Source organism: Vreelandella venusta (assembly GCF_044809155.1).
GTDB lineage: Bacteria > Pseudomonadota > Gammaproteobacteria > Pseudomonadales > Halomonadaceae > Vreelandella > Vreelandella venusta_B.
The window spans coordinates 2,432,395-2,454,086 of record NZ_CP085241.1 but is presented as its reverse complement, the minus strand read 5'-3'; the positions used below and the strand labels follow the sequence as shown (position 1 = coordinate 2,454,086).

Annotated in this window: 16 protein-coding genes; 7 read left to right on the top strand and 9 right to left on the bottom strand. The window is 58.1% G+C overall.

Annotation, left to right across the window (positions count from 1 at the left end; all coding sequences use genetic code 11):
• Window positions 1-51 precede the first annotated feature (51 nt).
• A complete protein-coding gene (gene pncB / locus LG301_RS11440) occupies window positions 52-1,248 on the top strand; it encodes a nicotinate phosphoribosyltransferase (RefSeq protein ID WP_404471281.1) in 1,197 nt (398 codons plus the stop codon).
• A gap of 64 nt (window positions 1,249-1,312) precedes the next feature.
• Entirely contained in the window at window positions 1,313-2,884 is a 1,572-nt protein-coding gene (locus tag LG301_RS11435) for an ATP-binding protein (protein ID WP_404471280.1), read from the top strand.
• 24 nt (window positions 2,885-2,908) lie between these two features.
• On the opposite strand, the gene recC is transcribed toward LG301_RS11435, so the two are convergent.
• The 3 genes from recC to LG301_RS11420 all read right to left on the bottom strand — a co-directional run bounded on the left by recC (window position 2,909) and on the right by LG301_RS11420 (window position 7,168).
• Window positions 2,909-6,463, bottom strand: coding sequence for an exodeoxyribonuclease V subunit gamma (recC, locus tag LG301_RS11430; RefSeq protein ID WP_404471279.1), 3,555 nt, complete (start codon window positions 6,461-6,463; stop codon window positions 2,909-2,911).
• A gap of 89 nt (window positions 6,464-6,552) precedes the next feature.
• Window positions 6,553-6,867 (bottom strand): addiction module antidote protein, encoded by a 315-nt coding sequence (locus LG301_RS11425; protein ID WP_404471278.1) that lies wholly within the window; start codon window positions 6,865-6,867, stop codon window positions 6,553-6,555.
• A gap of 4 nt (window positions 6,868-6,871) precedes the next feature.
• Window positions 6,872-7,168: a type II toxin-antitoxin system RelE/ParE family toxin gene (locus LG301_RS11420; protein ID WP_287808292.1), complete on the bottom strand. Its 297-nt coding sequence runs from the start codon at window positions 7,166-7,168 to the stop codon at window positions 6,872-6,874.
• Between the two features lie 168 nt (window positions 7,169-7,336).
• Here LG301_RS11420 and ilvD point away from each other — a divergent pair, with 168 nt between their 5' ends.
• Both ilvD and chrA read left to right on the top strand, forming a co-directional pair.
• Complete coding sequence (gene ilvD / locus LG301_RS11415; RefSeq protein ID WP_404471277.1) at window positions 7,337-9,022, top strand: dihydroxy-acid dehydratase; 1,686 nt, start codon at window positions 7,337-7,339, stop codon at window positions 9,020-9,022.
• 86 nt (window positions 9,023-9,108) lie between these two features.
• Window positions 9,109-10,302 carry a chromate efflux transporter gene (chrA, locus tag LG301_RS11410; protein WP_404471276.1) on the top strand — a complete coding sequence of 398 codons (1,194 nt, stop codon included), beginning with the start codon at window positions 9,109-9,111 and terminating at the stop codon, window positions 10,300-10,302.
• 19 nt (window positions 10,303-10,321) lie between these two features.
• On the opposite strand, the gene LG301_RS11405 is transcribed toward chrA, so the two are convergent.
• The 4 genes from LG301_RS11405 to LG301_RS11390 all read right to left on the bottom strand — a co-directional run bounded on the left by LG301_RS11405 (window position 10,322) and on the right by LG301_RS11390 (window position 15,892).
• On the bottom strand, window positions 10,322-13,417 hold the full coding sequence (locus LG301_RS11405; protein WP_404471275.1) for a molybdopterin dinucleotide binding domain-containing protein: 3,096 nt from the start codon (window positions 13,415-13,417) through the stop codon (window positions 10,322-10,324).
• Window positions 13,410-14,603, bottom strand: a complete 1,194-nt coding sequence (gene nrfD / locus LG301_RS11400) for an NrfD/PsrC family molybdoenzyme membrane anchor subunit (protein ID WP_404471274.1) — start codon at window positions 14,601-14,603, stop codon at window positions 13,410-13,412. The genes LG301_RS11405 and nrfD overlap by 8 nt, the downstream gene beginning before the upstream one ends.
• On the bottom strand, window positions 14,587-15,363 hold the full coding sequence (dsrO, locus tag LG301_RS11395) for a sulfate reduction electron transfer complex DsrMKJOP subunit DsrO (RefSeq protein ID WP_137094539.1): 777 nt from the start codon (window positions 15,361-15,363) through the stop codon (window positions 14,587-14,589). The genes nrfD and dsrO overlap by 17 nt, the downstream gene beginning before the upstream one ends.
• Window positions 15,364-15,619: 256 nt before the next feature.
• On the bottom strand, window positions 15,620-15,892 hold the full coding sequence (locus LG301_RS11390; protein ID WP_404471273.1) for an XRE family transcriptional regulator: 273 nt from the start codon (window positions 15,890-15,892) through the stop codon (window positions 15,620-15,622).
• 219 nt (window positions 15,893-16,111) lie between these two features.
• On the opposite strand from LG301_RS11390, the gene purE reads away from it, so the two are divergent.
• The 3 genes from purE (at window position 16,112) to LG301_RS11375 (ending at window position 19,565) form a co-directional block, all read left to right on the top strand.
• Window positions 16,112-16,630, top strand: coding sequence for a 5-(carboxyamino)imidazole ribonucleotide mutase (gene purE, locus LG301_RS11385; protein ID WP_404471272.1), 519 nt, complete (start codon window positions 16,112-16,114; stop codon window positions 16,628-16,630).
• A 12-nt stretch (window positions 16,631-16,642) separates the two neighbouring features.
• Window positions 16,643-17,782 (top strand): 5-(carboxyamino)imidazole ribonucleotide synthase, encoded by a 1,140-nt coding sequence (locus tag LG301_RS11380; protein WP_404471271.1) that lies wholly within the window; start codon window positions 16,643-16,645, stop codon window positions 17,780-17,782.
• Between the two features lie 157 nt (window positions 17,783-17,939).
• Window positions 17,940-19,565 (top strand): diguanylate cyclase domain-containing protein, encoded by a 1,626-nt coding sequence (locus LG301_RS11375; RefSeq protein ID WP_404471270.1) that lies wholly within the window; start codon window positions 17,940-17,942, stop codon window positions 19,563-19,565.
• Here the strand turns inward: LG301_RS11375 and LG301_RS11370 are convergent.
• Window positions 19,543-20,367 (bottom strand): TraX family protein, encoded by an 825-nt coding sequence (locus LG301_RS11370; RefSeq protein WP_404471269.1) that lies wholly within the window; start codon window positions 20,365-20,367, stop codon window positions 19,543-19,545. The genes LG301_RS11375 and LG301_RS11370 overlap by 23 nt on opposite strands.
• Window positions 20,368-20,448: 81 nt before the next feature.
• Window positions 20,449-21,612, bottom strand: a complete 1,164-nt coding sequence (gene iadA, locus LG301_RS11365; protein WP_404471268.1) for a beta-aspartyl-peptidase — start codon at window positions 21,610-21,612, stop codon at window positions 20,449-20,451.
• Window positions 21,613-21,692 lie beyond the last annotated feature (80 nt).

Genomic DNA, 21,692 nt, shown 5'->3' with positions numbered 1-21,692 from the left:
CTAGCGGGCTAGCCGCTCTTGGCGATCTGTTGATGCTGGTGAAGGGATCTCATGCTGACCTCGCTTCTGGATAACGATTTTTACAAGATCACGATGCAGAATGCCGTGATTAAACGCTTCCCCTATGCCCATGCCCGCTACGCGTTTATCAATCGCGGCGAGCATGCGTTTCCTGAGGGTTTTGGTGAGGCGCTGCGCGGTGAAGTGGATCGCATGGCGACGCTGCGCTTGTCGGATGAAGAGAAGCGCTACCTGCAAACCACCTGCCCTTACCTAGACCCCACCTATCTCGATTTTCTGGCGGGCTTTCGTTACGACCCCAGCGAAGTGACGATCGAGCAGCAGGGCAGCGAGCTCTCGGTGGTGATGGAAGGCCCGTGGTACCGCACCATTTTGTGGGAAGTGCCGCTGATGGCGCTTATCAGTGAGCTTTGGTATCACCTGCGCGGCGTGAGCGTGTCGGAAGATGACGAAGCGCTCATTGAGCAGCGCACGCGAGAGAAAATCGAACTGTACCGCCAGCACGGACTGAAGATTGCCGAGTTCGGCACCCGTCGGCGTTTCTCGTTTGCGGTGCACGACCGGGTCGTCAAAGCGCTGCGCCACTATGGCGGGGAGGCCTTTAGCGGCACCAGCAACGTGCTGCTGGCCATGCGCCACGGGGTGAAGCCTATCGGCACCCACGCGCATGAGTGGTTCATGTTCCACGGCGCTCGCTTTGGTTTCAAAATGGCCAACAGTTTGGCGCTGGAGCACTGGGTGGATGTCTACCGGGGGGATCTAGGCATCGCGCTGACCGATACGTTTACCACCCGTGCCTTTTTCGAGAGCTTCGATAAGAAGTTCGCCAAGCTGTTCGATGGCGTGCGCCACGATAGCGGCGACCCGATTGAATTTGCCGATGCCACCATTGCCCACTACCAGCGCCTGGGCATTAACCCGCTGAGCAAAACCATCATCTTCTCCGATGCCCTTACGCCTGAAAAAGTGGAGCGCATCCGCGCCTGCTGCCAGGGGCGGATTGGCATGGCCTTCGGGATCGGCACCAACTTCACCAACGATATTGGCGTGGCGCCCATGAACATGGTGATCAAGATGGTCGAGGCCCGCCCCGAAGGGCAAGGCTGGCTGCCGGTGGTGAAGCTTTCCGATGTGCCCACTAAAAACACTGGCGACCCGGAGATGATTGCGTTGGCCAAGCGCATTTTATCGCTGGGAGGAAAGGGGGATGAAAGCCTGCTGATCTGACGCTGCCGGAATCAGCTCCATGCTAAACTGTTTTTCGTAGCGCACTTTTTTTCTGGAGGCCGCCGTGCAGGATGCCCATCGCCGTAAGCTCCCCATCGGGATTCAGACGTTTTCGGATATCCGCGAGGGCGGCTATTACTACGTCGATAAAACTCCGCACATCGAGCGTTTGGTTAACCAGAACAAATACTACTTTCTCTCGCGGCCGCGCCGCTTTGGTAAAAGCCTGTTGCTGGATACGCTGCGCTGCTTGTTCGAGGGCCGCCAGGCGCTGTTTGAAGGGCTCTATATTCACGACAACTGGGACTGGCAACAGCGTTACCCGGTCATTCGTATCAGCTTTGCCGATGGCGTCATGCAGAGCCGTGAAGAGCTCGATGAGCGTATTCGTGAGCAGCTTCGGGTTCAGCGTGAGCGGCTGGGCATTACTCAATACCATGAAGCCGATATTCCCGGCGAGTTTTCCGCCCTTATTCGCATTGCCCACCAGCAATACGGCCAACGGGTGGTCGTGCTGATTGATGAGTACGATAAGCCGATTCTGGATAATATTTTGGTGCCAGAGCGCGCTCGGGAACTGCGCGAGGGGTTGAAGAACCTGTATAGCGTGCTGAAAGATGCCGACCCTCATTTGCACTTTGTGCTGCTCACCGGCGTATCAAAGTTCAGCAAGGTCAGCCTATTTTCGGGCTTGAACAATCTCAACGATATCACCCTAGACGCTCCTTTCAGCACGATTTGCGGCTATACCGACGAAGACATCGACAAGGTGTTCGCGCCTGAGCTACCCGGTTTGGATCGTGAGGCCATTCGTCAGTGGTACAACGGCTACCGCTGGGGTGGGCGCGAGGTGGTGTCTGTCTACAACCCCTTTGATGTGCTGCTACTGTTCCAAAAGCGCGAGTTTGCGCCGTACTGGTTTGAGTCTGCCACGCCGACGTTCCTGGTCGATATTCTCAAACAGCGGGGGGTATTTACGCCTTCTTTAGATCACTGGGAAACCGAGTATGAACTGCTCAGCCAGTTCGATGTGGATCAGATCAGTACCGAAGGCCTGCTGTTTCAAACCGGCTACCTGACCATCCAGCAGGTAGAGGAGCCGCTGCTGGGATACCGCCAGTACACGCTGGGCTTTCCTAACCGTGAAGTCGAAACCAGTCTCAACCACGCCTTGCTGCCATCGCTGGGGGTCGAAAATGCCCCACGCGAACGCAGGACGCTGTTCCGCCATTTAAGCCAGCATGATCTTGTCGGGCTAGAAGCGCATCTAAAGGCGCTCTATGCCGGACTCCCTCACGATTGGTATCGCAACAACCCGATTGCTCGCTACGAAGGGCATTATGCGAGCGTGTTCTACAGCCACTTCGCGGCCCTGGGCCTGGATGTGACGGTGGAAGATGCCAGCCACCACGGCAAGGTGGATATGAGCGTGGATTTTGGTGGGCATATCTACCTGTTCGAGTTCAAAGTGGTGGAGCAGCTGCCGGAAGGTCAGGCGCTGGCTCAAATCAAACACAAAGGGTATGCGGACAAGTACCGCGCCTCTGGCAAGCCCATACACCTGATCGGCGTCGAGTTTTCCAGCGCCAAACGCCAGATCGTGGCGTTTGATGTGGAAACGCTCGATGCTGTTTAAAAACGGGCACCGGGTGCTGCTTTGTCATTTTTTGACTGCTTTATAAAGCGGCGCGTAGAGCGTCTCTGTGAGCGTGGCAAAGGTGTGCCCGTTGGCTTGCTCGAAGAACAACCGCTCGAAGCGGGGCCACTGGTGGCTTAAATACGCGCTTTGGGCCACTTCACCGGTTTGGTAGCGGCCGCCTTCATAGGCGGTTTCGGCGGCGGCGTAGGCGTCGCTGTCTCGGCCTTTTTCTTGCGCCATGTCCGGCGTGCCTTGCTTACTTAGCCAAGCAAACGCGGCTTGCGGTGCAAGCGGCAGCGGGGTTTCTAGGCCCGCTTGCCACGCGGCTAGCTGGGTTTCTAAATGCTGGCGAGCGGTCTCGGCACCCACTGGCGCTAACGTGACATGCCCCGCTTTGGAGAGCAGCTGCGTCGTCATCGGGCCATCCAGGTTGCCCGCTAGGTGCGCAACCCAAGGGCGCAGCAGGTGGCTCCAGCGGTACTGGCCGCGCCCACTGCCTTGGCTAATCAGGCTGCTACTGAGCAGCAGCAGGCGGCAGCGGTGGCCTGCTTCATCCTGGCGCAGTTCGCCCAGGGGCTCTTCTAATGTGAGGCCGTGGGCTTCGAAGTGAATCATGGTGTCGGGCAGGGTATGCGGCCACGCGTCTAGTGCTTCTTCGTAGGCGTTGAAAAGCGCCTCCATGGGTTCGGCGAGTGCTGCGCGCATGCGTTCGCCGAACGCGCCCATGGCCAGCACGCCTTGGCCTTGAAAGCGCTCCAATGCTTCGTGCAATGCTTCCATACGCGGCTGGCCGTTATCCACTGCGTGGCGCTGGGCGGCAATTAGCTGGTCTTGGAGCTGCCAGTTTTGCAGGCCATCCAGGGCGAATGGCTCGGCGTCCAGCTCGGCGATGGCTTCCTGCTCGAAATAGACCCCCAAGCGAGTATTAAAGAAGCTGCGCACCGGCTCGCGCAGAAAGCTGCCTAGCTGCCCAAGCGAGAGGCTGGTGGGGGCGTTTTCCGGCGCTGGCAGCGTGCGGCTAGCGGCGGGTGGCGTGCGCGGGGCGTGCACCTCGCGCCATTCGTGGGCATAGGTGAACAGTCGGCTTGCTGGGCTTTTGAAGTAAGCGCGGCTGAAAGGCTGCAGCGGATGCTCGGTGGTGAGTGTTTCCAGCAGCGGCGCGCCGTTTTCCGTTTGCCAGCCGGCTTCCAAGTGGTCGCGCAGTTGGCCCACCAGCACCGAGGGTGGCAGCGGCGTGTTATCGATCTGGCTGCGGCCGACCCAGCTCACGTAGAGCTGGTCGCGGGCGGAGAGCAGCGCTTCCAGAAACAGGTAGCGGTCGTCTTCCCGGCGAGAGCGGTCGCCGGGGCGGTAGTCGCTGCCCATTAGGTCGAAATCCAGCGGCGGCTGGGAGCGGGGGTACTCGCCGTCGTTCATGCCCAGCAGGCACACCCGCTTGAAGGGAATGGCGCGCATGGGCATCAGCGTGGCGAAGTTGACCGCTCCGGCCAAGAAGCGTTGGGAAAGGCTGTGTTCATCGATCTGCGCTAGCCAGTGCTCACGCACCATAGAGAGCGGCAGCGGGTCGTTGAGTTCGGCTTCCCGGCTGCTTTCCAGCATCTGCTGCAAGCCGCTTTCCAGCTTGGTGAGCATGATGCTCTCTTGGGCGTCGTCGGTGAGGAAGAAAGTCTCCAGCAGCTCCCGTAGCCGCGCGACCCAAGTAGCGGCATCGGTGGGTTGGCAGAAAGCTTCCCAAGTGGCTTCGAGCTTCTCTAGCAGCGTCGCAAGCGGCCCCGCTAAGCCCGCTTCCAGCCCGCCGATATCATCAAACGGTTCGATACCTTGCCACGCGTGGCCGTCGCCCACGGTGTAGCCCAACAGCAATCGGCGCAGGCCGAATGCCCAAGTGTTTTGGCTTAGCCCGCCGGGCAGTTCCAGCCGCTGGCGCTGCTTGGCGTTAAGCCCCCAGCGGATGCCCGCGCCTTCCATCCAGCGCTCCAGCACCGGCAGGTCGCGCTCTTCTAGGCCGAAGCGCTGGCGCAGGGCGGGGACATCCAGCAGGTCGAGCAAATCGCTCACCGACAGGCGCAGCTCCGGCAACCGTAGCAGCTTTTCCAGGGCAATCATCAGCGGCAGGCGGTGGCGGCTGGCTTGGTCGGAGAGCGTGTAGGGAATGTGCCGCGGGTCATCGGTGGGCAGCTGGCCAAACACCGCTTCGATGTGCGGTGCGTAGCGGTCGATATCCGGCACCATGACGATGATATCCCGTGGGCGCAGGTGTGGGTCGGCGCTGAAGGCGGCCAGCAGCTGGTCGTGGAGAATCTCCACTTCCCGCTGGGGGCCGTGGCCGATATGAAACACGATGGAGTCATCGGAAGCGGGCAGGGCGGGCCAGTGGCCTTGCGTTTCCGCCACGGGGCGCAGCTCGCGAATATCGTCTTGCAACTGGCTGAGCAGGCAGTGGCGATCCTTGCCGCTGAACGGCTCGAACATATCGATGCGCAGTGCCTGCTGCTCGAATAGCGTTTGGTAGTTGCCTGCGTCGTCGTGCTCATCGAGCAGGCGCAGGTAGTCGCGGCCCTGCTTGCCCCAGGCGGCTAGCAGCGGCTGGGCGTGCAGGTGCAGGGCGTCATCGGCATCGCCGGTGCCCAGTACATCCAGTGCTTCGGGCATGCCGGTTTTGCGCCGCTGGCGGTAGCGATGGGCGCGCAGCAGGTCTTTGTGCTCGATGATATCCGCCCAGTAGAACTGGCAGGGGTTGTGAACGCACAGCACGATTTGGCAGCAGCGAGAAAGCGCCGCCAGTGCTTCCAGGGTTTGCTGGGGCAGCGATGAGATACCAAAGATAATCAGCCGCCGAGGCAGCCCCGGAGGGCAGTCTTGGCCTTCCAGGTGCTCGGTGGCCTTCAAGAAGCGCTGGTGAACCTGGGCGCGGCTGCTGTTCAGCCCGGCATCGCCTTGGGTGGCGGCCACATCGTCACGCAGGATGCGCCAGAGTGCGGGCTGCCAGCGCTGGTGCTCTTCCAACGGGCGGTGCTCGCCTCTGGCGGTAATTAGCACATCGTGGCCGTTGGCCCAGGCGTCCAGCCAGTCGGCGCGGTAGACCTGGTACTGGTCAAACAAATCCGCCAGCCGCTCGGCCAGTTGGTAGTGCTTGCGATGGTCGCGGTCGATTTCCAAAAACTGTGCCAGCGGCTCGAACACCGGCTGCCCGGCCAGGGTAGGCAGCAGGCGCAGCAGCCGCCACACTAAGCGCGATTTATCAAACGGCGAGGTTTCCGGCACGGCATCGGTATTTTGGGAAACGTGAGTGAGCACCGTGCGGTAGGCCTGCCATAGAAACCGCGCGGGCAGCATCACCTCTAGCGCCGCCGCAATGCCCGCGCCGCCATTCTTAGGGTCTTCCGCCAACGCCAGTTTCAGCCACTGCCCAATACCGTTGCTCTGCACCAGAATGGTTTCGTTCTCCAGCGGCCCCAACGGCTGGCGGCGCATCCACTCCACCGCCAAACCGCGTAAATCTTCCAAACGGTTAGCATGTACCACCATAAAACCGGGGGGCAGCGAAGTGGGGGAGAACAAGGCATTGGCAGGCATACGGCGGCGTTCCTTCACGGCAATCAGCGTCACGGGTGGTGGTGACGCTATGGTGCCATAAGATGAAGGTAGACGGTGTATGGGATGTTTTAGTTGCGTGCTTCTGGCTGCGATAGGGGCTTAATGGAAAGCCGCATGCCTAAAGAGTTAGCGATTTTGCTGATGGTCGAGTAGGCCGGATTGCCTTCACCTGAAAGAGCCTTATAGAGTCCTTCGCGGCTCATGCCAACGTCTTTGGCGAGCTGGCTCATGTTGCGCGCACGGGCGATATCGCCGAGAGCGGCAGCCAGCAGCGCGGGATCATTTTCTTCCATGACGGCATCTAGATAAGCGGCAATATCTTCTCCGGTTTGAAGATAATCAGCAGTATCGTAATGACTGAAAGTGACAGTAGGAACGGTCATGAGGTTACTCCTTCCATTGGGCGGCGATGGCTTTGGCTTGCTCGATATCGTGGGATTGGCTGGCTTTATCACCACCGCACAGTAGCACCACGATTACTGGCCCTTTGTTCATAAAATAGACTCGATAGCCTGGGCCATAGGGAATGCGTAGCTCGGAAACACCTTTTCCGACCGGTTTTACATCGCCCGGGTTACCCAGGCTCAAACGGCGGACGCGGGCTTCAATTTTGGCGCGGGCACGAATATCGCGAAGTTCGCGCAGCCACCCATCGAAGACATCGGTTTTGATTAACTCGATCATCTGATAACTGTAGTTGGCAGTATGTTAAGTGTCAACTTTGGTTAACACTTTGTGAGAAATAAAGCACGATGCCAGTGAAGGCGTTAGCGCCATCAGTTAAGCAGCTTGCGGGATGTAAGATATATCGCCAAGCTGTTGCCTTTGCCATGCCATTGAGAGGAGTCCGTGATGACCGAGCCGACCAACCATAATACCCGCCGCCACTCTGCCCAGGTGGTGGATGGCCCCGGTAAAGCGGCTAGCCGCGCTATGCTGCGCGCCGTGGGCTTCAACGATGACGATTTTCAAAAACCCCAGGTGGGCGTAGCGTCTACCTGGAGCATGGTGACGCCGTGTAATAGCCATATTGGTGAGCTGGCGGAGTTTGCCCGTGATGGGGCTGATGCTGCCGGTGGCAAAGGGGTGATTTTTAATACCATCACCATTTCCGATGGTATTGCCAACGGCACCGAAGGCATGAAGTACTCGCTGGTCTCGCGGGAAGTGATTGCCGACTCCATCGAAACCGTGGCGGGCTGCGAAGGCTTTGATGGCCTGGTGGCGATTGGCGGCTGCGATAAGAACATGCCGGGTTGCATTATGGGCTTGGCGCGGTTGGATCGCCCCAGCGTGTTTGTTTACGGCGGCACCATCATGCCCGGCAAGGGCCACACCGATATTGTCTCGGTGTTTGAAGCGATGGGCGCCCACTCCCGTGGCGATATCGACCTGATCGAGCTGAAAAATATCGAAGAGACCGCGATTCCTGGCCCTGGCTCCTGCGGGGGCATGTACACCGCCAACACCATGGCGTCTGCCATTGAGGCACTGGGCATGAGCCTGCCGGGCAGCTCGGCGCAGAATGCCATCTCCCAAGAGAAGCGCGATGACTGCAAAGCCGCTGGCGAAGCCGTGCTGGCGCTGCTGGCTCAAGACATCAAGCCCTCCGATATCATGACCCGCGAGGCGTTTGAGAACGCCGTGACCGTGGTGATTGCCCTGGGTGGCTCTACCAACGCGGTGCTGCACTTGATTGGCATGGCGCGCACCATCGGTGTCGAACTGAGCTTGGCAGACTTCACCGAGATCGGTAAGCGTGTGCCGGTTCTCGCTGACCTGCGCCCCAGCGGCCACTATATGATGAGCGAGCTGGTGGCGATTGGCGGTATTCAGCCGCTGATGAAAATCCTGCTGGATGCTGGGCTGCTAAACGGCGATTGCTTAACCGTAACCGGTAAAACGCTAGCAGAGAACTTAGCCGAGGTGGAACCCTACCCCATTGATCAGCAGATCATCGCGCCGCTGGGTAACCCGATCAAAGCTGAAAGCCACCTGCGTATTCTGTTTGGCAACTTAGCGCCGGAAGGGGCGGTGGCTAAAATTACCGGTAAAGAGGGCACGCGCTTTAGCGGCTCGGCGCGGGTATTCGGCTCGGAAGAGGAAGCCCAGGGGCGCATCAACGACGGTACCGTGGTCGCGGGCGATGTGGTGGTGATTCGCTATGAAGGCCCGAAAGGCGGCCCGGGTATGCGCGAAATGCTTACCCCCACCTCGGCCATTATGGGCCGTGGCTTGGGCAACGACGTGGCGCTGATTACCGATGGCCGATTCTCTGGCGGCAGCCACGGGTTCGTGGTGGGGCATGTGTCGCCTGAAGCGTTTGATGGTGGCCCGCTGGCGCTGGTGGAGGATGGCGACGCCATTACCATTGATGCTGAAGCCGATACCATTGAAGTCGATATTAGCGATGAGGAGATGATGCGTCGCCGCGCGGCTTGGCAGCAGCCTGAGCCGCGCTATCGTAAAGGCGTGTTGGCGAAGTATGCCAAATTGGTCAGCTCTGCCAGTACCGGCGCGGTGACCGACCAAGAGTAACGTGCACAGTTAGGCTGTCACTAAGTCGTCAAGCGCAAGGCGTATCCTAAACGCTTTGCGCTTTTTCATGAGTCAACGGTGAGAATATGGCGGTAGAAAATCAGGTTCGAGGGCGAGCCAGCGAGGTGTTTTGGGCGTTTTTGGCGCTGGGGTTAACCTCGTTTGGCGGGCCAGTGGCGCACTTAAGCTATTTTCGCACGGCGTTTGTGGAGCGGCGAAAGTGGCTAAACGAACAGGCGTATGCAGATTTGGTCGCGCTGTGCCAGTTCTTGCCGGGGCCAGCCAGTAGCCAGGTAGGCTTTGCCTTAGGGTTGATGCGCGCTGGCCCCTGGGGGGCGGCAATGGCGTGGCTGGCGTTTACGCTGCCCTCTGCCATCGTGCTGGTGCTGTTTGCATTGGGCGCGGCAGTGCTGGATGGCCCGGTGGCCAGCGGCATCATTCACGGCTTAAAAGTGGTGGCGGTGGCTATTGTGGCCCATGCGGTGTGGGGCATGGCGCGCAACCTCTGCCCGGATAAAACCCGCACGGCGATTGCGCTGGCGGCGGTGTTGGCGGTGGTGCTGGTTAGCGGGCCGTTGGGGCAGGTGGCGGCGATTGTGCTGGGCGGCGTGGCGGGTCTGCTGTTCTGCCGTGAAAGCGCTGCGGCGGCGACGAACGATTCGCTTCACTTCCCAGTGACGCGCCGAGTGGGCACGCTGGCGTTACTAATATTCGCGGGGCTGTTGTTGCTCTTACCGCTGTTGGCGGCGAGTGCGGGTTGGCTGAACGTGGTCGATGCGTTCTACCGTTCAGGCGCGCTGGTATTTGGCGGCGGCCACGTGGTGCTGCCGCTGCTAGAAGCGGAAGTGGTGCAGTCGGGCTGGGTCACGGCGGATGAGTTCTTGGCAGGTTACGGCGCAGCGCAGGCGGTGCCAGGACCGCTGTTTACGTTTGCCGCATATTTAGGGGCGCTGTTGCCGGGAATTCCCAGCGTGATTGGCGCGTTACTGGCGCTGCTGGCGATTTTTGTACCGGGGTTTTTGCTGCTGGTCGGCGTGCTGCCATTTTGGAACCAGTTCCGCCAGTGGAGCAGTGCTCAAGCGCTGATGCGCGGTGCCAATGCGGCGGTGGTGGGGATTTTAGGCGCGGCGCTGTATCAGCCGGTGTGGACCAGTGCCATTCTTGGGCCTTACGAGTTCGTGCTGGCGTTGACGGGCTTTATGCTGCTCACCGTATGGAAGTTGCCTGCATGGGTAGTCGTGATCGTCGTCGCTTTGGGTGGGGTAGTGATCACGCTGTAGCGTCACTACCCCAGCCGGTTTATACGCGGCTTACTTTAACCGGTAGGCCTTGGCGCACGCTGGCGCCGCTAATCGGTTCAAGCCAAGTGCCGTCTACGTTGCGCGTGGGGTCTTTAAAGCCGAGTTCGTTAATATTGATGCCTGCGCGCATCCAGGGCATGTCAGGCTGGGATTCACCGTCAATGATGTGTGGCGTGGCGCCTAAATCTTTGTGTCCGTAGCCATGTTCAATACCCAGGGCACCGGGCATAACGCTTTCGCTTACCAGGGCTAGCCCCACTACGCTGCCGCCGGGGCTTTCGATGCGGATGGTGTCGCCGTGCTGAATGCCAAAGCGTTCGGCATCTTGGCGGTGCATTTGCACGGGGTTGTAGGGCTTGATCATCCGCAGCCGTTCGTTACCGATGGCGTAGGAGTTCATCAGATTGGATTTGAACGAGAATGCCAGTAACGGCCACTCTTGCTCTGAGAAGATCTCCCGCATGGGCTGCTTATTCGCCATTTGAGGCAGCGAGTGACACGGTACGCCCCGGTTTGGCAACCCATTGGTGGTATCAATGCTGGTGCCAACCGCTTCGTTATAGACACACAGGGTTTCTTTCCACTGGCGTTTTAAATGCTGGCCTACGAAGTGTTCGCTGGCATCTTCAAAACGTCCACCTCGGGCGTACAGGTAGGCCACACGGCTGCGCTCATCGGCTTTCAGCGTACGTTCAAGCTTAGGCAGCAGCGGTGCAATGCCACTATGGGCAACGTCAGTTTCGTTCGCTTCTGGTAGCGGCGCCTCTTGGAAAGCAATATTGGCCGCTGCCCGCAAGTAGTAATCATCAGCGCGGTTGAGCGGGTGAAGGTTACCGTTAGCATCGGGTATGGCGTTATCGCCAAAGCCCGGCAGTCCTAACCGCTTAGCCACGGCAATGAAGAAGCTATCCATAGACACCGGCTCGCCTTCGGCGGTTTTTTGTTGGCGCGGTTCAACCACCGGCCAGCACGCGGTGGTCAGCTTGCCCAGCGTGCCTTTCCAGGAGCCTGCAAAGCCCCATACTTCGTACATCACTGAATCCGGTACGATGTAATCGGCGTAGCGGTTGGTCTCGTTGATAAAGCCATCAACCGCGACAAACAGCCCCAAGCGCTTGGGATCTTTCAGCTTATCAACAACCACGCCTTTTAAGCCCGCTTGGCCATAAATCGGGTTAGCCATGCAGCCAATTACCGCTTTAATAGGGTAAGGGTAGCCATCCAGCGCGGAAGGTAAATGTTCGGTGAGTGTTGGCGGCGCGAGCGAGCGCCAAGGAGCCTTAGCAGGGTAGGGGTTTTCGCCAGCCGCTACCTTGCGTTTATACTCCGACGATTTTTCATAGGGGAAACGTGAGCGCGAGAGAAACACGCCCTGCGGGCCACGCTTGCCGGGGAAATTGGCTAAGTCGTAGCGTGGGCCTTCGCCGGTGCCTTTATAGGTGCCGCCCCCCACCGCGCTGCCGCCTTTCATGTTGTAGTTGGCTGCCAGCAGGTTAAGCATTTGAACGCCAAAAGCAGCGTAGAAGCCGTTGCCTGACATCATACCGCCGTGGCAGTTAACGGCGGCCTTACGGCCGTGGCTGGCATACTTTTTGGCTAAGTCGATAATCGTTGCTTTGGGAATACCACAATGTTCAGCATAGGTGTCCATGTCGTATTCATGGGCCGATTCACGCAGCAGCGTTAGGCTGGTTTTAACGGTGACGGTGCTGCCATCGGCAAGCTCCACTGCGCGCTCGGCAAATAAATCGGCGGCCATGACATCTTCGCTGAGCGCGAATTCGCCGTCTGACACGACGACGGGCATATCCGCATCGCTACCGGCCTCAGCAAGGCCCAAATCGCTTGCGCGCAAAAAGTAGCCACGGCGCGGATGTTCAAACGTATCAATGACCAAATGCGTCGCGTTGGAGTGGGTGGTCTCGCCTGTGGCATCGGCGGCGGTCTGGCCCGGCAGGGCGAGGAAGTCGCTGGCGTAACCCTCGTTATCCAGTAGCCATTGAATGATTGCCATGGCAAAGGCGCTGTCGGTGCCGGGGCGAATGGGCACCCAGCGATTATTATCCGCCGCATGGGAAGTGGCGGCATTTAGCGCGGGGTCGACTACCACGTACTCAAGGGTTCCTGCAGCGCGTGCCTGAGCAAGCAAGCGGCCCTGCCGCTTAAACGGGTTGCCTGCTTGGCTAGGCGCGCAGCCGATATACATGATGAACTGTGCGTTCTGAATGTCGGGTTTTACATGGGCATTAGTGACAATATTGTTCATCACGGCCCCCGACCCCATGCGGAACGCCAAGCCGCAATAAGCGCCGTGGTGGCCGTAGTTGCGGGTAGCAAAGGCGTTGAGCGTGAAGCGCTTGAGTAAATCGGAGCGCCCGTAGTCGGTGGCTTCCATGACCATCAGCTGGTTCGCCTTGGGGCCGTACTCTGGATTGGCAGGGTCGATAGGCGTGTCGTGGTCGTGAATGGCGCGCAGCCCATCTACATGGCCTTCACCAAACAGATCGCCCCCCTCACAAATCTCTTCAATCAGCTGTTCAAACGAGATTTTTTGCCACTCCCGGTTACCGCGCTCGCCAACGCGCTTCAAGCAGTGGTCGATACGGAACGGGTTAGTGATCTGGCTCATCATGGCATTGCCGCGGGCGCAGGCGGTAGAGCGGTTAACCTGCCCTTGTTCGCCGTAGGCGCTGACGCTGCGAAGCGCATCGGCCACTGGGGTGCGCATCGGTAAATGGTCATCCGCAGAGAGCGGATGGTAAGGATTGCCAGATACCCGCAGCACTTCGCCCTGGGTGTCATCAATGCGTACCCGTACGCCGCACTGGGTGGTGCAGCCGTAGCAAATGGTAAAGGCGGTGCGTTGATCGGGAGTGAGGGTTAGCTCGCCAGTGGCTAAGTCAACGCGGTACTCCGGCGTAAGCGAGTTGCCGTGAATGTTGTGCTTGGGTTTTTCCCCCGCGCTGCCGCTGAGTCCTTTGGCCATCTTGGCAAGCGGGTCAGCGTAGCCTACTGCAAAGGTGGCGGCACCGCCTGCGGCAGCAGCGCCTTTAAGAAACCGGCGGCGTGAGGGGTCTTGAGCAGACTTAGCCATGGTTAGGCGCTCCTTGTTCGGCGTTAAGCGAGTCACTGGGTGTATTGGTATCGAAAGAGGGCGGCGGTTTAACGCCACCTTGCTGGGCTTGCCGCCATGGAATAAATAGCTCAATCAGTAAGATAGCGGCGAGCCAAAGCCCAAACGTACCGACAATACCTAACAGGCCGGAAGAGCCAGCGGGGATGCCATAGTGGTGAAAGCCTGCGCTGTTACGAGCGACGTGCTGCACGTCCATCAGCACCACCCAGCGGAACATCCAGCCCATATGAATCGCCACTAGGCCTAGTAGCCATGCCCCGGCAAACAGTGCGGGTTGGCGTTGGGCAGAGCGCGAGAGTAACCACGCCACCGCTATAAAGAGCGCTATGCCAGTAATGCCGCCCCATAGCGCGGTGCTACGCCAGGAAGGGCTGTGACGAACAGACTCCAGCGCTGCTGCGACCGAGCCAACGTTGGCGTTAATGCCATCTAGGAACCAGCTAGCCGCGATTAAACCCGCCACGGCACAGAAGGCAAGTAGGACATACAGCATTTGCCGAACGGTGGCGTGCGAACACAGCCCGCTTACCCGGTTGATTACCAGCACTAGCCCTGCTGCCGCGATGAAGCCTGTCGCGACCAGCATGGGCGGAAGCCATACGGTGTTCCATAGCGGGCGTGCTTTCACAATGGCAAGCTCCGCGCCGGTATAAAGCATAATGCCGCTGGAAAGCAGTAGTGCGGCTAGCCCCACAATGGCCACGAGCGCTCTGGGAGTGGCGCTATCGCCGAGGCTTAGCCATTTAGCCATCCATCCGCTCAGCCCTGGCGCATTGCGCTGGGCCTGGAGCGCCGGGCGCCAAGCCAGCCAGGCAAGGCCCAGTACGCTGACGAGATAGAGCGGCAGAACCACGCTGCCAATGGACATCCACGAGTGGGTGTTGGCGTAAGCGTAAAAGTGCCAAAAGCGCAGCGGTTGGTGTAGATCTGCAAGTAGTGCAACAGGTGCGACCAGCGTGGTGCTGACGCAAGCGATGAGTGCAAGACGTGCGGTGGGCAGCCACGCTTTTTTGCCAAATATTAATGCTGGGGCAGCGAGCCACAAACTTGCGTAGGAGATCGCGATCATAAAAAAGTACTGTACCGCCCAGGGGTACCAGGCAATGTCATAACGCGGGGCGAGCAGTTCAATGGTGGAATTCATAGCCCATCTCCTGGCCGTGGGGGTCAAACACTTCAAGCGCCACGGGTTCCGCCACGGGGCGTGTGGTGAAGCGTTCATCCATCCCGAGGTAGAACACTTGGGGAAGCGTATTTTTTTCTGGCTGAAGTACCATCAGCGCATCACGGTGCTCTTGAATCATGCGGCTGATTTGGCTGTCAGGATTGCGCATATCTCCAATAATCCGCGCACCTCCAACACAGCTTTCAACACAGGCGGGCAGCAGCCCTGCCTCTAAACGGTGCGCGCAGAACGTGCATTTGTCGGCGGTTTGGGTGCGCTCGTTAATAAAGCGGGCGTCGTAAGGGCAGGCGTTAACGCAATAAGCGCAGCCCACGCAGCGGTCGCTGTCCACCACCACGATGCCATCCTGCTGTTGGTAGGTAGCTTCAACGGGACAAACGGGTACGCAGGGCGGGTTTTCGCAGTGATTGCACAGCCTGGGCAGCATAAACGTGGCCAGCTCACCGCTCTCCTGGTGCTGCACTTCGTACTGGGAAACCGTAGTGCGAAACTGGCCAAGCGGGGCGGCGTTCTCAATATGGCACGACACCGTGCAAGCCTGGCAGCCGATGCACTGACGAAGATCAATCAGCATGCCGTAGCGCTTTGTGGGATCACCTTCGCGCCGGGCAGGCTGCTGATTAATGCCTGCTTGGGCAAGGCTAGAAAAGGGTACCAGTGCAGCGCCTGCGCTTAAGCGGGCCAGCTGGCCGAGTAGCGAGCGGCGTATGGCGTCCATAGCGCCTCCTTAGCGGGTAAAACGTCATTCGCAGGGGCGAATGGTCGGGGTACGCTAAGACTACGCCTTACGTTGAAGGGGAAAGTTGATTCTCGTCAATGAGTTAGCGCGCTTTTCTTAATGCTCACTTAATCTTAAAACGCTAACTGATTGTTTTCATGAAAGACGTCCTATTAAGCGTGACAAACAAAAACAGGCTGACCCAATGGGCCAGCCTGTATGAAAGAGGGGGTAGATTCTGATGTAGTAGCTGTTGCTATGGCGCCTCCAGCTCTAAGGTGCGACGCAATACATTGAGTTCATCAATGTTGAGGTGCTCGAGCCTTCCGGCGAGCAGGTCGCTGACCTTTTGCACTGGAAGACCCGCCCGGCGGGCGATATCACGGCTTCCTAAGTCTGAGATAGCAATCAGACGAGTAATTATACGCATTAAGCGCGTACGTTTTTCTAAATCCCTGACGTCGAGGTCAGGGCTGCTTCGCGGAGGATCCAGCGATTCTGCGTAAGCGGTTGAGTATGCCGTACTCATGGGACTCCATCAGTCTGAAATGACAATCACACAATGCCGCCAAGTCGCACTGTTTTCAATGCCTAATTTGATGAAAATTTCACGACCACGCAAACGCCCGCAAACGCCCACGGCTCTGGTAAACTACGCGCCTTCCTATTTTTGAGTGAGTTGCGCACTGTGTGCGGCTTTTTTCACTACTTTTTTGCTTAACGAGGCCGTTGGCCGAGGAGTTTTTGCATGTCGAACAGCGCACCTAAAGTGGGCGTGATCATGGGGTCAAAATCTGATTGGCCGGTCATGGAGCATGCGGTGGCGATGTTAGAGCGGTTGGGCGTTGCCTATGAAACCCGTGTGGTGTCGGCGCATCGAACCCCAGACCTACTGTTCGAATATGCGAAAAGTGCCGCTGAGCGTGGCCTCCAGGTAATTGTGGCGGGTGCAGGCGGTGCCGCCCATTTGCCGGGCATGGTGGCCTCGCAAACGGCGTTGCCGGTCTTGGGTGTGCCGGTTGAATCGAAAGCGTTGAAAGGCTTGGACTCGCTGCTCTCTATTGCGCAAATGCCGGGCGGTATCGCGGTAGGCACGTTGGCCATTGGCAAAGCGGGTGCTACCAACGCAGGTTTGCTGGCCGCGCAGATTGTGGGGTTGCAAGACGCCGCTATCCGCAATGCGGTAGAGGCCTTCCGCGCTGAGCAAACCCAGCTGGTGTTGGACAACCCCGATCCCCGGCCTGATACAGATGCGCAAGCACAATAGGAGGCCACACTAATGAACACGGGCATTGCAAAGAGTATCGGTATTTTAGGGGCGGGGCAGCTAGGCCGCATGCTGGCGCTGGCGGGCTATCCGTTGGGCAACACGTTTACGTTTTTGGATACGACGGGCAATCCTAGCGCGGGCATTGGTGAGGTGATTGTCGACCCCGATAACCAGCGATTGGCAGAATTTCTTGATAAGGTCGATGTGGTGACCTATGAGTTCGAGCACTTGCCGGTCGAGTTAGTAAAGCAGATCGAGCAGCACAAACCGGTATACCCAAGCAGCCGTGCTATCGCCGTTTGCCAAAACCGAGTGGAAGAGAAAGCGCTGTTTGATCGTCTGAGCATTCCAACCCCTGCTTATCGTGTTGTCGAAAGCGCGGCACAGCTTGAAGCCGCAGCGGCGGAACTAGGGTGCCCAGTTGTTGCGAAATCAGTCACCGAAGGCTACGACGGCAAAGGCCAAGCGGTACTGAAAACGCCGGAGCAGGCGCGTGAGGCGTGGCAGGCCATTGGTCATAGCCAGCTTATCGTCGAGGCGTTTGTCGACTTCGTACGCGAAGTCTCGCTGATTGCCGTACGCGGCCGCGATGGAGAAGTGGTGTTTTACCCCATGGCGGAGAACCAGCACGTTGACGGTATTTTGCGCTACTCCGTTGCACCGCTGCCGGATGTAGACGCTAGCGTTCAGCAAACCGCCGATAGCTATATTCGGGCATTGTTGGATGAGCTGGACTACGTAGGCGTGCTGGCGCTAGAGCTATTCCAGACCCGTGACGGTAGCCTGCTGGCGAATGAAATGGCGCCTCGCGTGCATAACTCAGGCCACTGGACCATGGACGGCGCGGTCACCAGCCAGTTCGAAAACCACCTGCGTGCGGTGCAGGGGCTACCGTTGGGCAGCACTGCCGCCATTGCCCCGACCTGTATGGTCAACGTGATTGGCCGCGAAGGCGATAACGCTGCGCTGCTGGCGCTTAGTCACACACATCTACACCGCTACGACAAAGCCGAGCGCGCTGGGCGCAAGCTAGCCCACGTTAACGTGGTGGCCGAGAATCATGCGGAATTAATTGAAAAAGTGCGCGCTTGCCAGGCGTTGATACCGGACGCCCCGCCCGTTGCGTGGAGTTTTAATATTTCTCAGTAAAGCAGCTTCTTTTATGAGCCGCCTACCTCAGGCGGCTTTTTTTATTAGCGCAATAGGCTACTTTTATTTCGTAAACGTGCTAAAACAAACGTACGAATACTATTCGTATGAGCAAATAAGATTGGTTGATAAGCCGACATCTATACAGGGAGTTTGTATGCCGCCCCCGAGCTTTATAGCCACAACGGCTACGGCGTCTGGGCTGCGCAGTGGTTATCTGCGCGACCATCATCTTACCCAGCAGCGCCTGCGCTGTGAAAAAGTGCGTTTACTCTACGATAATCTGTGGCAGCCGGTGCTAAGCAGCGTGTTAGCAGGTGGGTTATTGGTGGCTGCCATGTGGCCCGTGGTGAATGCAACGCTGCTGCTCTGCTGGTTTATGACACTGACGGTCATTTCGGGCCTGCGGCTTCTGTTGGCGTACCGTTTTAAGCAGATGCCTCTTACGCAGCAGCATCGGCGCCGCTGGCTGCGCTGGTTTGCCATGGGGGCGATTGCCTCAGGCTGTGTGTGGGGGGCATCTGGGCTGCTGCTGTTCAGCGCAGAACACCCCGGCCAAGTGGCGGCACTTTCGATTGTATTAGCGGGTATTGCGGCAGGCGGCGTTACCACGCTCTCTTCAGTGTGGTGGGTGGCGCTGGGCTTTGTGCTGCCTATTTTATTGCCGTTAAAAATTCAGTTCATGCTGATGGGCACGTCTCTGTCAATTTTGATTGGCCTGATGCTCGTGCTGTTTTTAGCCCTGATTCTGATTGCCAGCCGCCGCTTTAGCTATACGATTCACGACAACATCGCCCTGCGGGTAAGCATGGCTGCTCGTGAAGCACAGCTGCAGGAGAGCGAGAATCGCTACCGCTCTATTTTTCACCACTCGCCATTAGGGGTGCTGCATTTTGATGCCCAAGGCTGGATAACCGACTGTAACCACAAACTGCTAGAGATACTCGGTGTTGACCGTGCTCAGCTCATTGGTTACCGGATGCTGGCACGCTCAGCGGATGGTGAGGTAGCGCAAGCAGTAAAGGATGCCCTAGAAAACGGCTCGGGGTATTACGAAGGTACTTTCCGAATGCCTAACGCTAGCGAAGGTACACCGCTGCGTGCTTTTTTTAACGGTGTGAATAGTGCCAACGATGAGCGCGTCGGTGGGGTGGCGATTATTGAAGACTTCACTGAGCGTAAGCACAATGAGGCGATTATTTATCGACAGGCTTACTATGACGCGCTAACTGACCTGCCGAATCGCCGACGATTTATTGAGCGTTTAAAAGCGCTGTGCCATGAGCACGGTAGTAAAACGCGCACTGGATTAGTGATGTTTATGGACATGGATCGCTTTAAGCTGATCAACGATACCTTGGGCCACGCCGCAGGGGATGAGCTGTTAGTTCACGTTGCGCGCCGACTTGAACAGTGCTTAAAGGAGAACGACATGGCGGCCCGCTTAAGTGGCGATGAGTTTGTGTTGCTGGCGCTGTTTGATGAGATGGCCCCTGACGCGTTGGAAGCCCAGGCAGAGCGCTACATGCAGAACGTACAGCAGCGCTTATCCGGCCATTATCCGTTAGAGAATCGTATGGTCGAAGTAACGCCTAGCATGGGTTATACCTGCTTTAATGCTGCAGAGTGCGACCATGCTGAGGTCTTAAAAGAGGCTGATACAGCGATGTATCAAGCGAAAACCGAGGGCCGGGCGCGGTTGCGGCGCTACCAGCCCTGGATGCGCGATGAAGTGAATAAGCGCATGGCTGAAGAAGCGTCTAGCCTGCCAGCTGGCCGCTAAGTAGTAGCCACAAGGCAATAAGGGCAAAGTGACCTGGGTACCACGCTAACCAGAGGCGGCGCGGCATGGCCAAAACCACCGGCGGCACCCGCTGAGCAGCGCCTGCGGCGAGCATGAGCACGATCACGCAGGTAGCCACCGTGAAAGACTTTGCCATGTCGGAGGCGTTCATTTGCCCTGCAATCCATAGCACTGGAAACGCGGCCAGCCCCGCCCAAAGGCGCGATACGAGTGCATCGCGGGTGTCACTCAGTGCCTGCATCGCAAACATGAACAGCGGGATCAGCAGCAGCCCGTTATGACCATACTCCACCCAAAAACCTAGAAAGTACCATACGGTTACGCTCACCCCAGCGCCGAACATCAGCCAGCCTAATCCTAAGGTTTGCTGCTGACAGTGCTGCCAGCCTTGGCGGACCAGCGCCCCCAGTGCCAAACCGCTCGCCAGGGTGAAGCAGACATTAAGAATAAAGGCATCGGAGGCGCGGGGCATCAGCATATAGGGCACTTGTGCGGCAATGCCGATAATGAGAATTCGCCAGGCGTAACGCAGCGGATTGCGCGTATTAAACAGCCCGTGCCACGCTACCATGGCCGCAAATAGCGGAAACGCAATGCGCCCAATAGAAGACCCTGCCCAATCGAGTTGCCACGCGCTAGGCAGCACGTAGCGGGTCAGGTGATCGACCGTCATGGTGAAAAGTGCGAGCCACTGCCCCCATGCCGTCCAGTGGGATGAGGGGCGAAGTGTCTCAATAGGGCGGGATGCAGATGGTGAGTGCAGAGCCGTTTGTTCAGCCATGGTACCTCCTTGTCAGTGGCCACGCTGGAGTAAAGACCCGATTTTACGAAGCAAGTTCGGCGCTTAATACGGTGGCATCTGTCATCTCACGCTATTGCCGAATTCACTATCGTAAATGGGCTTACCTAATGCCCACACTTGATCAATCGCCCAGCGCTCCTCGGAGAGCACGAGAAAGTCGGCGTCTGTGCCTTTTGCAAGCCTTCCTTTGCGAGGCAGCTTTAGAATATCGGCCGCGGTTGTTGAGGCGCACCTTAACGCATGCTCCATATCAACACGGTGCTCATTGATACACTCTCCCAGCACCTCAAACAGGCTGCCTAGCCGACCGGGCTTTAAGCCAACAAAGCGGCGCTGCTCGTCAAATTCTGGCAGCGAGGCATTGGCATCAGAGGATAAGCTTATCTGGCGGTGATCAATACGTGCTTTTAGTGCCCTGGCCACGGCTTCTGAGGCCGGTACTTCGCCGCCTGCTAATAACTCTGGTGTCGTACTGGTCGTGAAATCGATGCAGCCGCCTTCACGGGCAAAGCGTAAGCCATCCTCAAATAATTCAGCGGTTCGATTGATGTGGGTAGGGTAGAACTGCGAAAGTGGAATCGCGCTCTGTTTAGCAACGTTGCGCAGTGGTTCCAAGTGAGTGTCGGCATCCCCTGTGTGAATGAAGACAATCCCTGATTTTCCTGCCAGCAAGCCAGCGGTTCGCGCATCCGAGGCAAGCCGCGTCAGCTCTTGGGTTGTGGGTTGTGAACCTCGGTGGTCGCTAATGGCGACTTCCCCCACACCGATAAACTCTGGAATATAGAGAATATCGCTGGCGATGGAGCCGGTAAGCGTGACCGGGGGAAGTTGATAAGAGCCAGTGTAAGCATAAGCGGTAAGGCCGCCAGCGGTGAGTTCTCGCGCTTTACCAATTAAGTTAGCCGGCGTGCGGGTCAGTGCATCGGTACCTAAAGCACCAATAAGCGTAGTGACGCCTGAGGCGCAAGCATCTTCTAAGCTGAGCTCCGCGGTGCGGTTGCCAAAGCCGCCTTCACCACCGCCGCCAATGTAGTGCACCAGCGGGTCGACTAAACCTGGAATCACACGGCGCCCGGCAAGATCAACGGTAGTCACGAATGGCCCTAAGTTCACCGCTTCGGAGGCGTCTATTACCGCTGCAATGCGCTGGTCAGCAATAAGCAGATGGCACAGGCCGCGGGGTTCTGGCGAGAAAAGCTGGGCGTTTTTTACAAGTGTCAGCATAGCGTTCCCAGGAGAGTCATCAGCAAATGATAAGCGCCGACCTGAGGCCGGCGCTCGCATTAACGTCGTAACGCTGTTTA

Coding starts and splice junctions, on each gene's coding strand:
- pncB (WP_404471281.1), top strand. CDS start 52: ATGCTGACCTCGCTTCTGGATAACGATTTTTACAAGATCACGATGCAG.
- recC (WP_404471279.1), bottom strand. CDS start 6,463: ATGCCTGCCAATGCCTTGTTCTCCCCCACTTCGCTGCCCCCCGGTTTT.
- LG301_RS11425 (WP_404471278.1), bottom strand. CDS start 6,867: ATGACCGTTCCTACTGTCACTTTCAGTCATTACGATACTGCTGATTAT.
- LG301_RS11420 (WP_287808292.1), bottom strand. CDS start 7,168: ATGATCGAGTTAATCAAAACCGATGTCTTCGATGGGTGGCTGCGCGAA.
- ilvD (WP_404471277.1), top strand. CDS start 7,337: ATGACCGAGCCGACCAACCATAATACCCGCCGCCACTCTGCCCAGGTG.
- chrA (WP_404471276.1), top strand. CDS start 9,109: ATGGCGGTAGAAAATCAGGTTCGAGGGCGAGCCAGCGAGGTGTTTTGG.
- LG301_RS11405 (WP_404471275.1), bottom strand. CDS start 13,417: ATGGCTAAGTCTGCTCAAGACCCCTCACGCCGCCGGTTTCTTAAAGGC.
- nrfD (WP_404471274.1), bottom strand. CDS start 14,603: ATGAATTCCACCATTGAACTGCTCGCCCCGCGTTATGACATTGCCTGG.
- dsrO (WP_137094539.1), bottom strand. CDS start 15,363: ATGGACGCCATACGCCGCTCGCTACTCGGCCAGCTGGCCCGCTTAAGC.
- LG301_RS11390 (WP_404471273.1), bottom strand. CDS start 15,892: ATGAGTACGGCATACTCAACCGCTTACGCAGAATCGCTGGATCCTCCG.
- purE (WP_404471272.1), top strand. CDS start 16,112: ATGTCGAACAGCGCACCTAAAGTGGGCGTGATCATGGGGTCAAAATCT.
- LG301_RS11380 (WP_404471271.1), top strand. CDS start 16,643: ATGAACACGGGCATTGCAAAGAGTATCGGTATTTTAGGGGCGGGGCAG.
- LG301_RS11375 (WP_404471270.1), top strand. CDS start 17,940: ATGCCGCCCCCGAGCTTTATAGCCACAACGGCTACGGCGTCTGGGCTG.
- LG301_RS11370 (WP_404471269.1), bottom strand. CDS start 20,367: ATGGCTGAACAAACGGCTCTGCACTCACCATCTGCATCCCGCCCTATT.
- iadA (WP_404471268.1), bottom strand. CDS start 21,612: ATGCTGACACTTGTAAAAAACGCCCAGCTTTTCTCGCCAGAACCCCGC.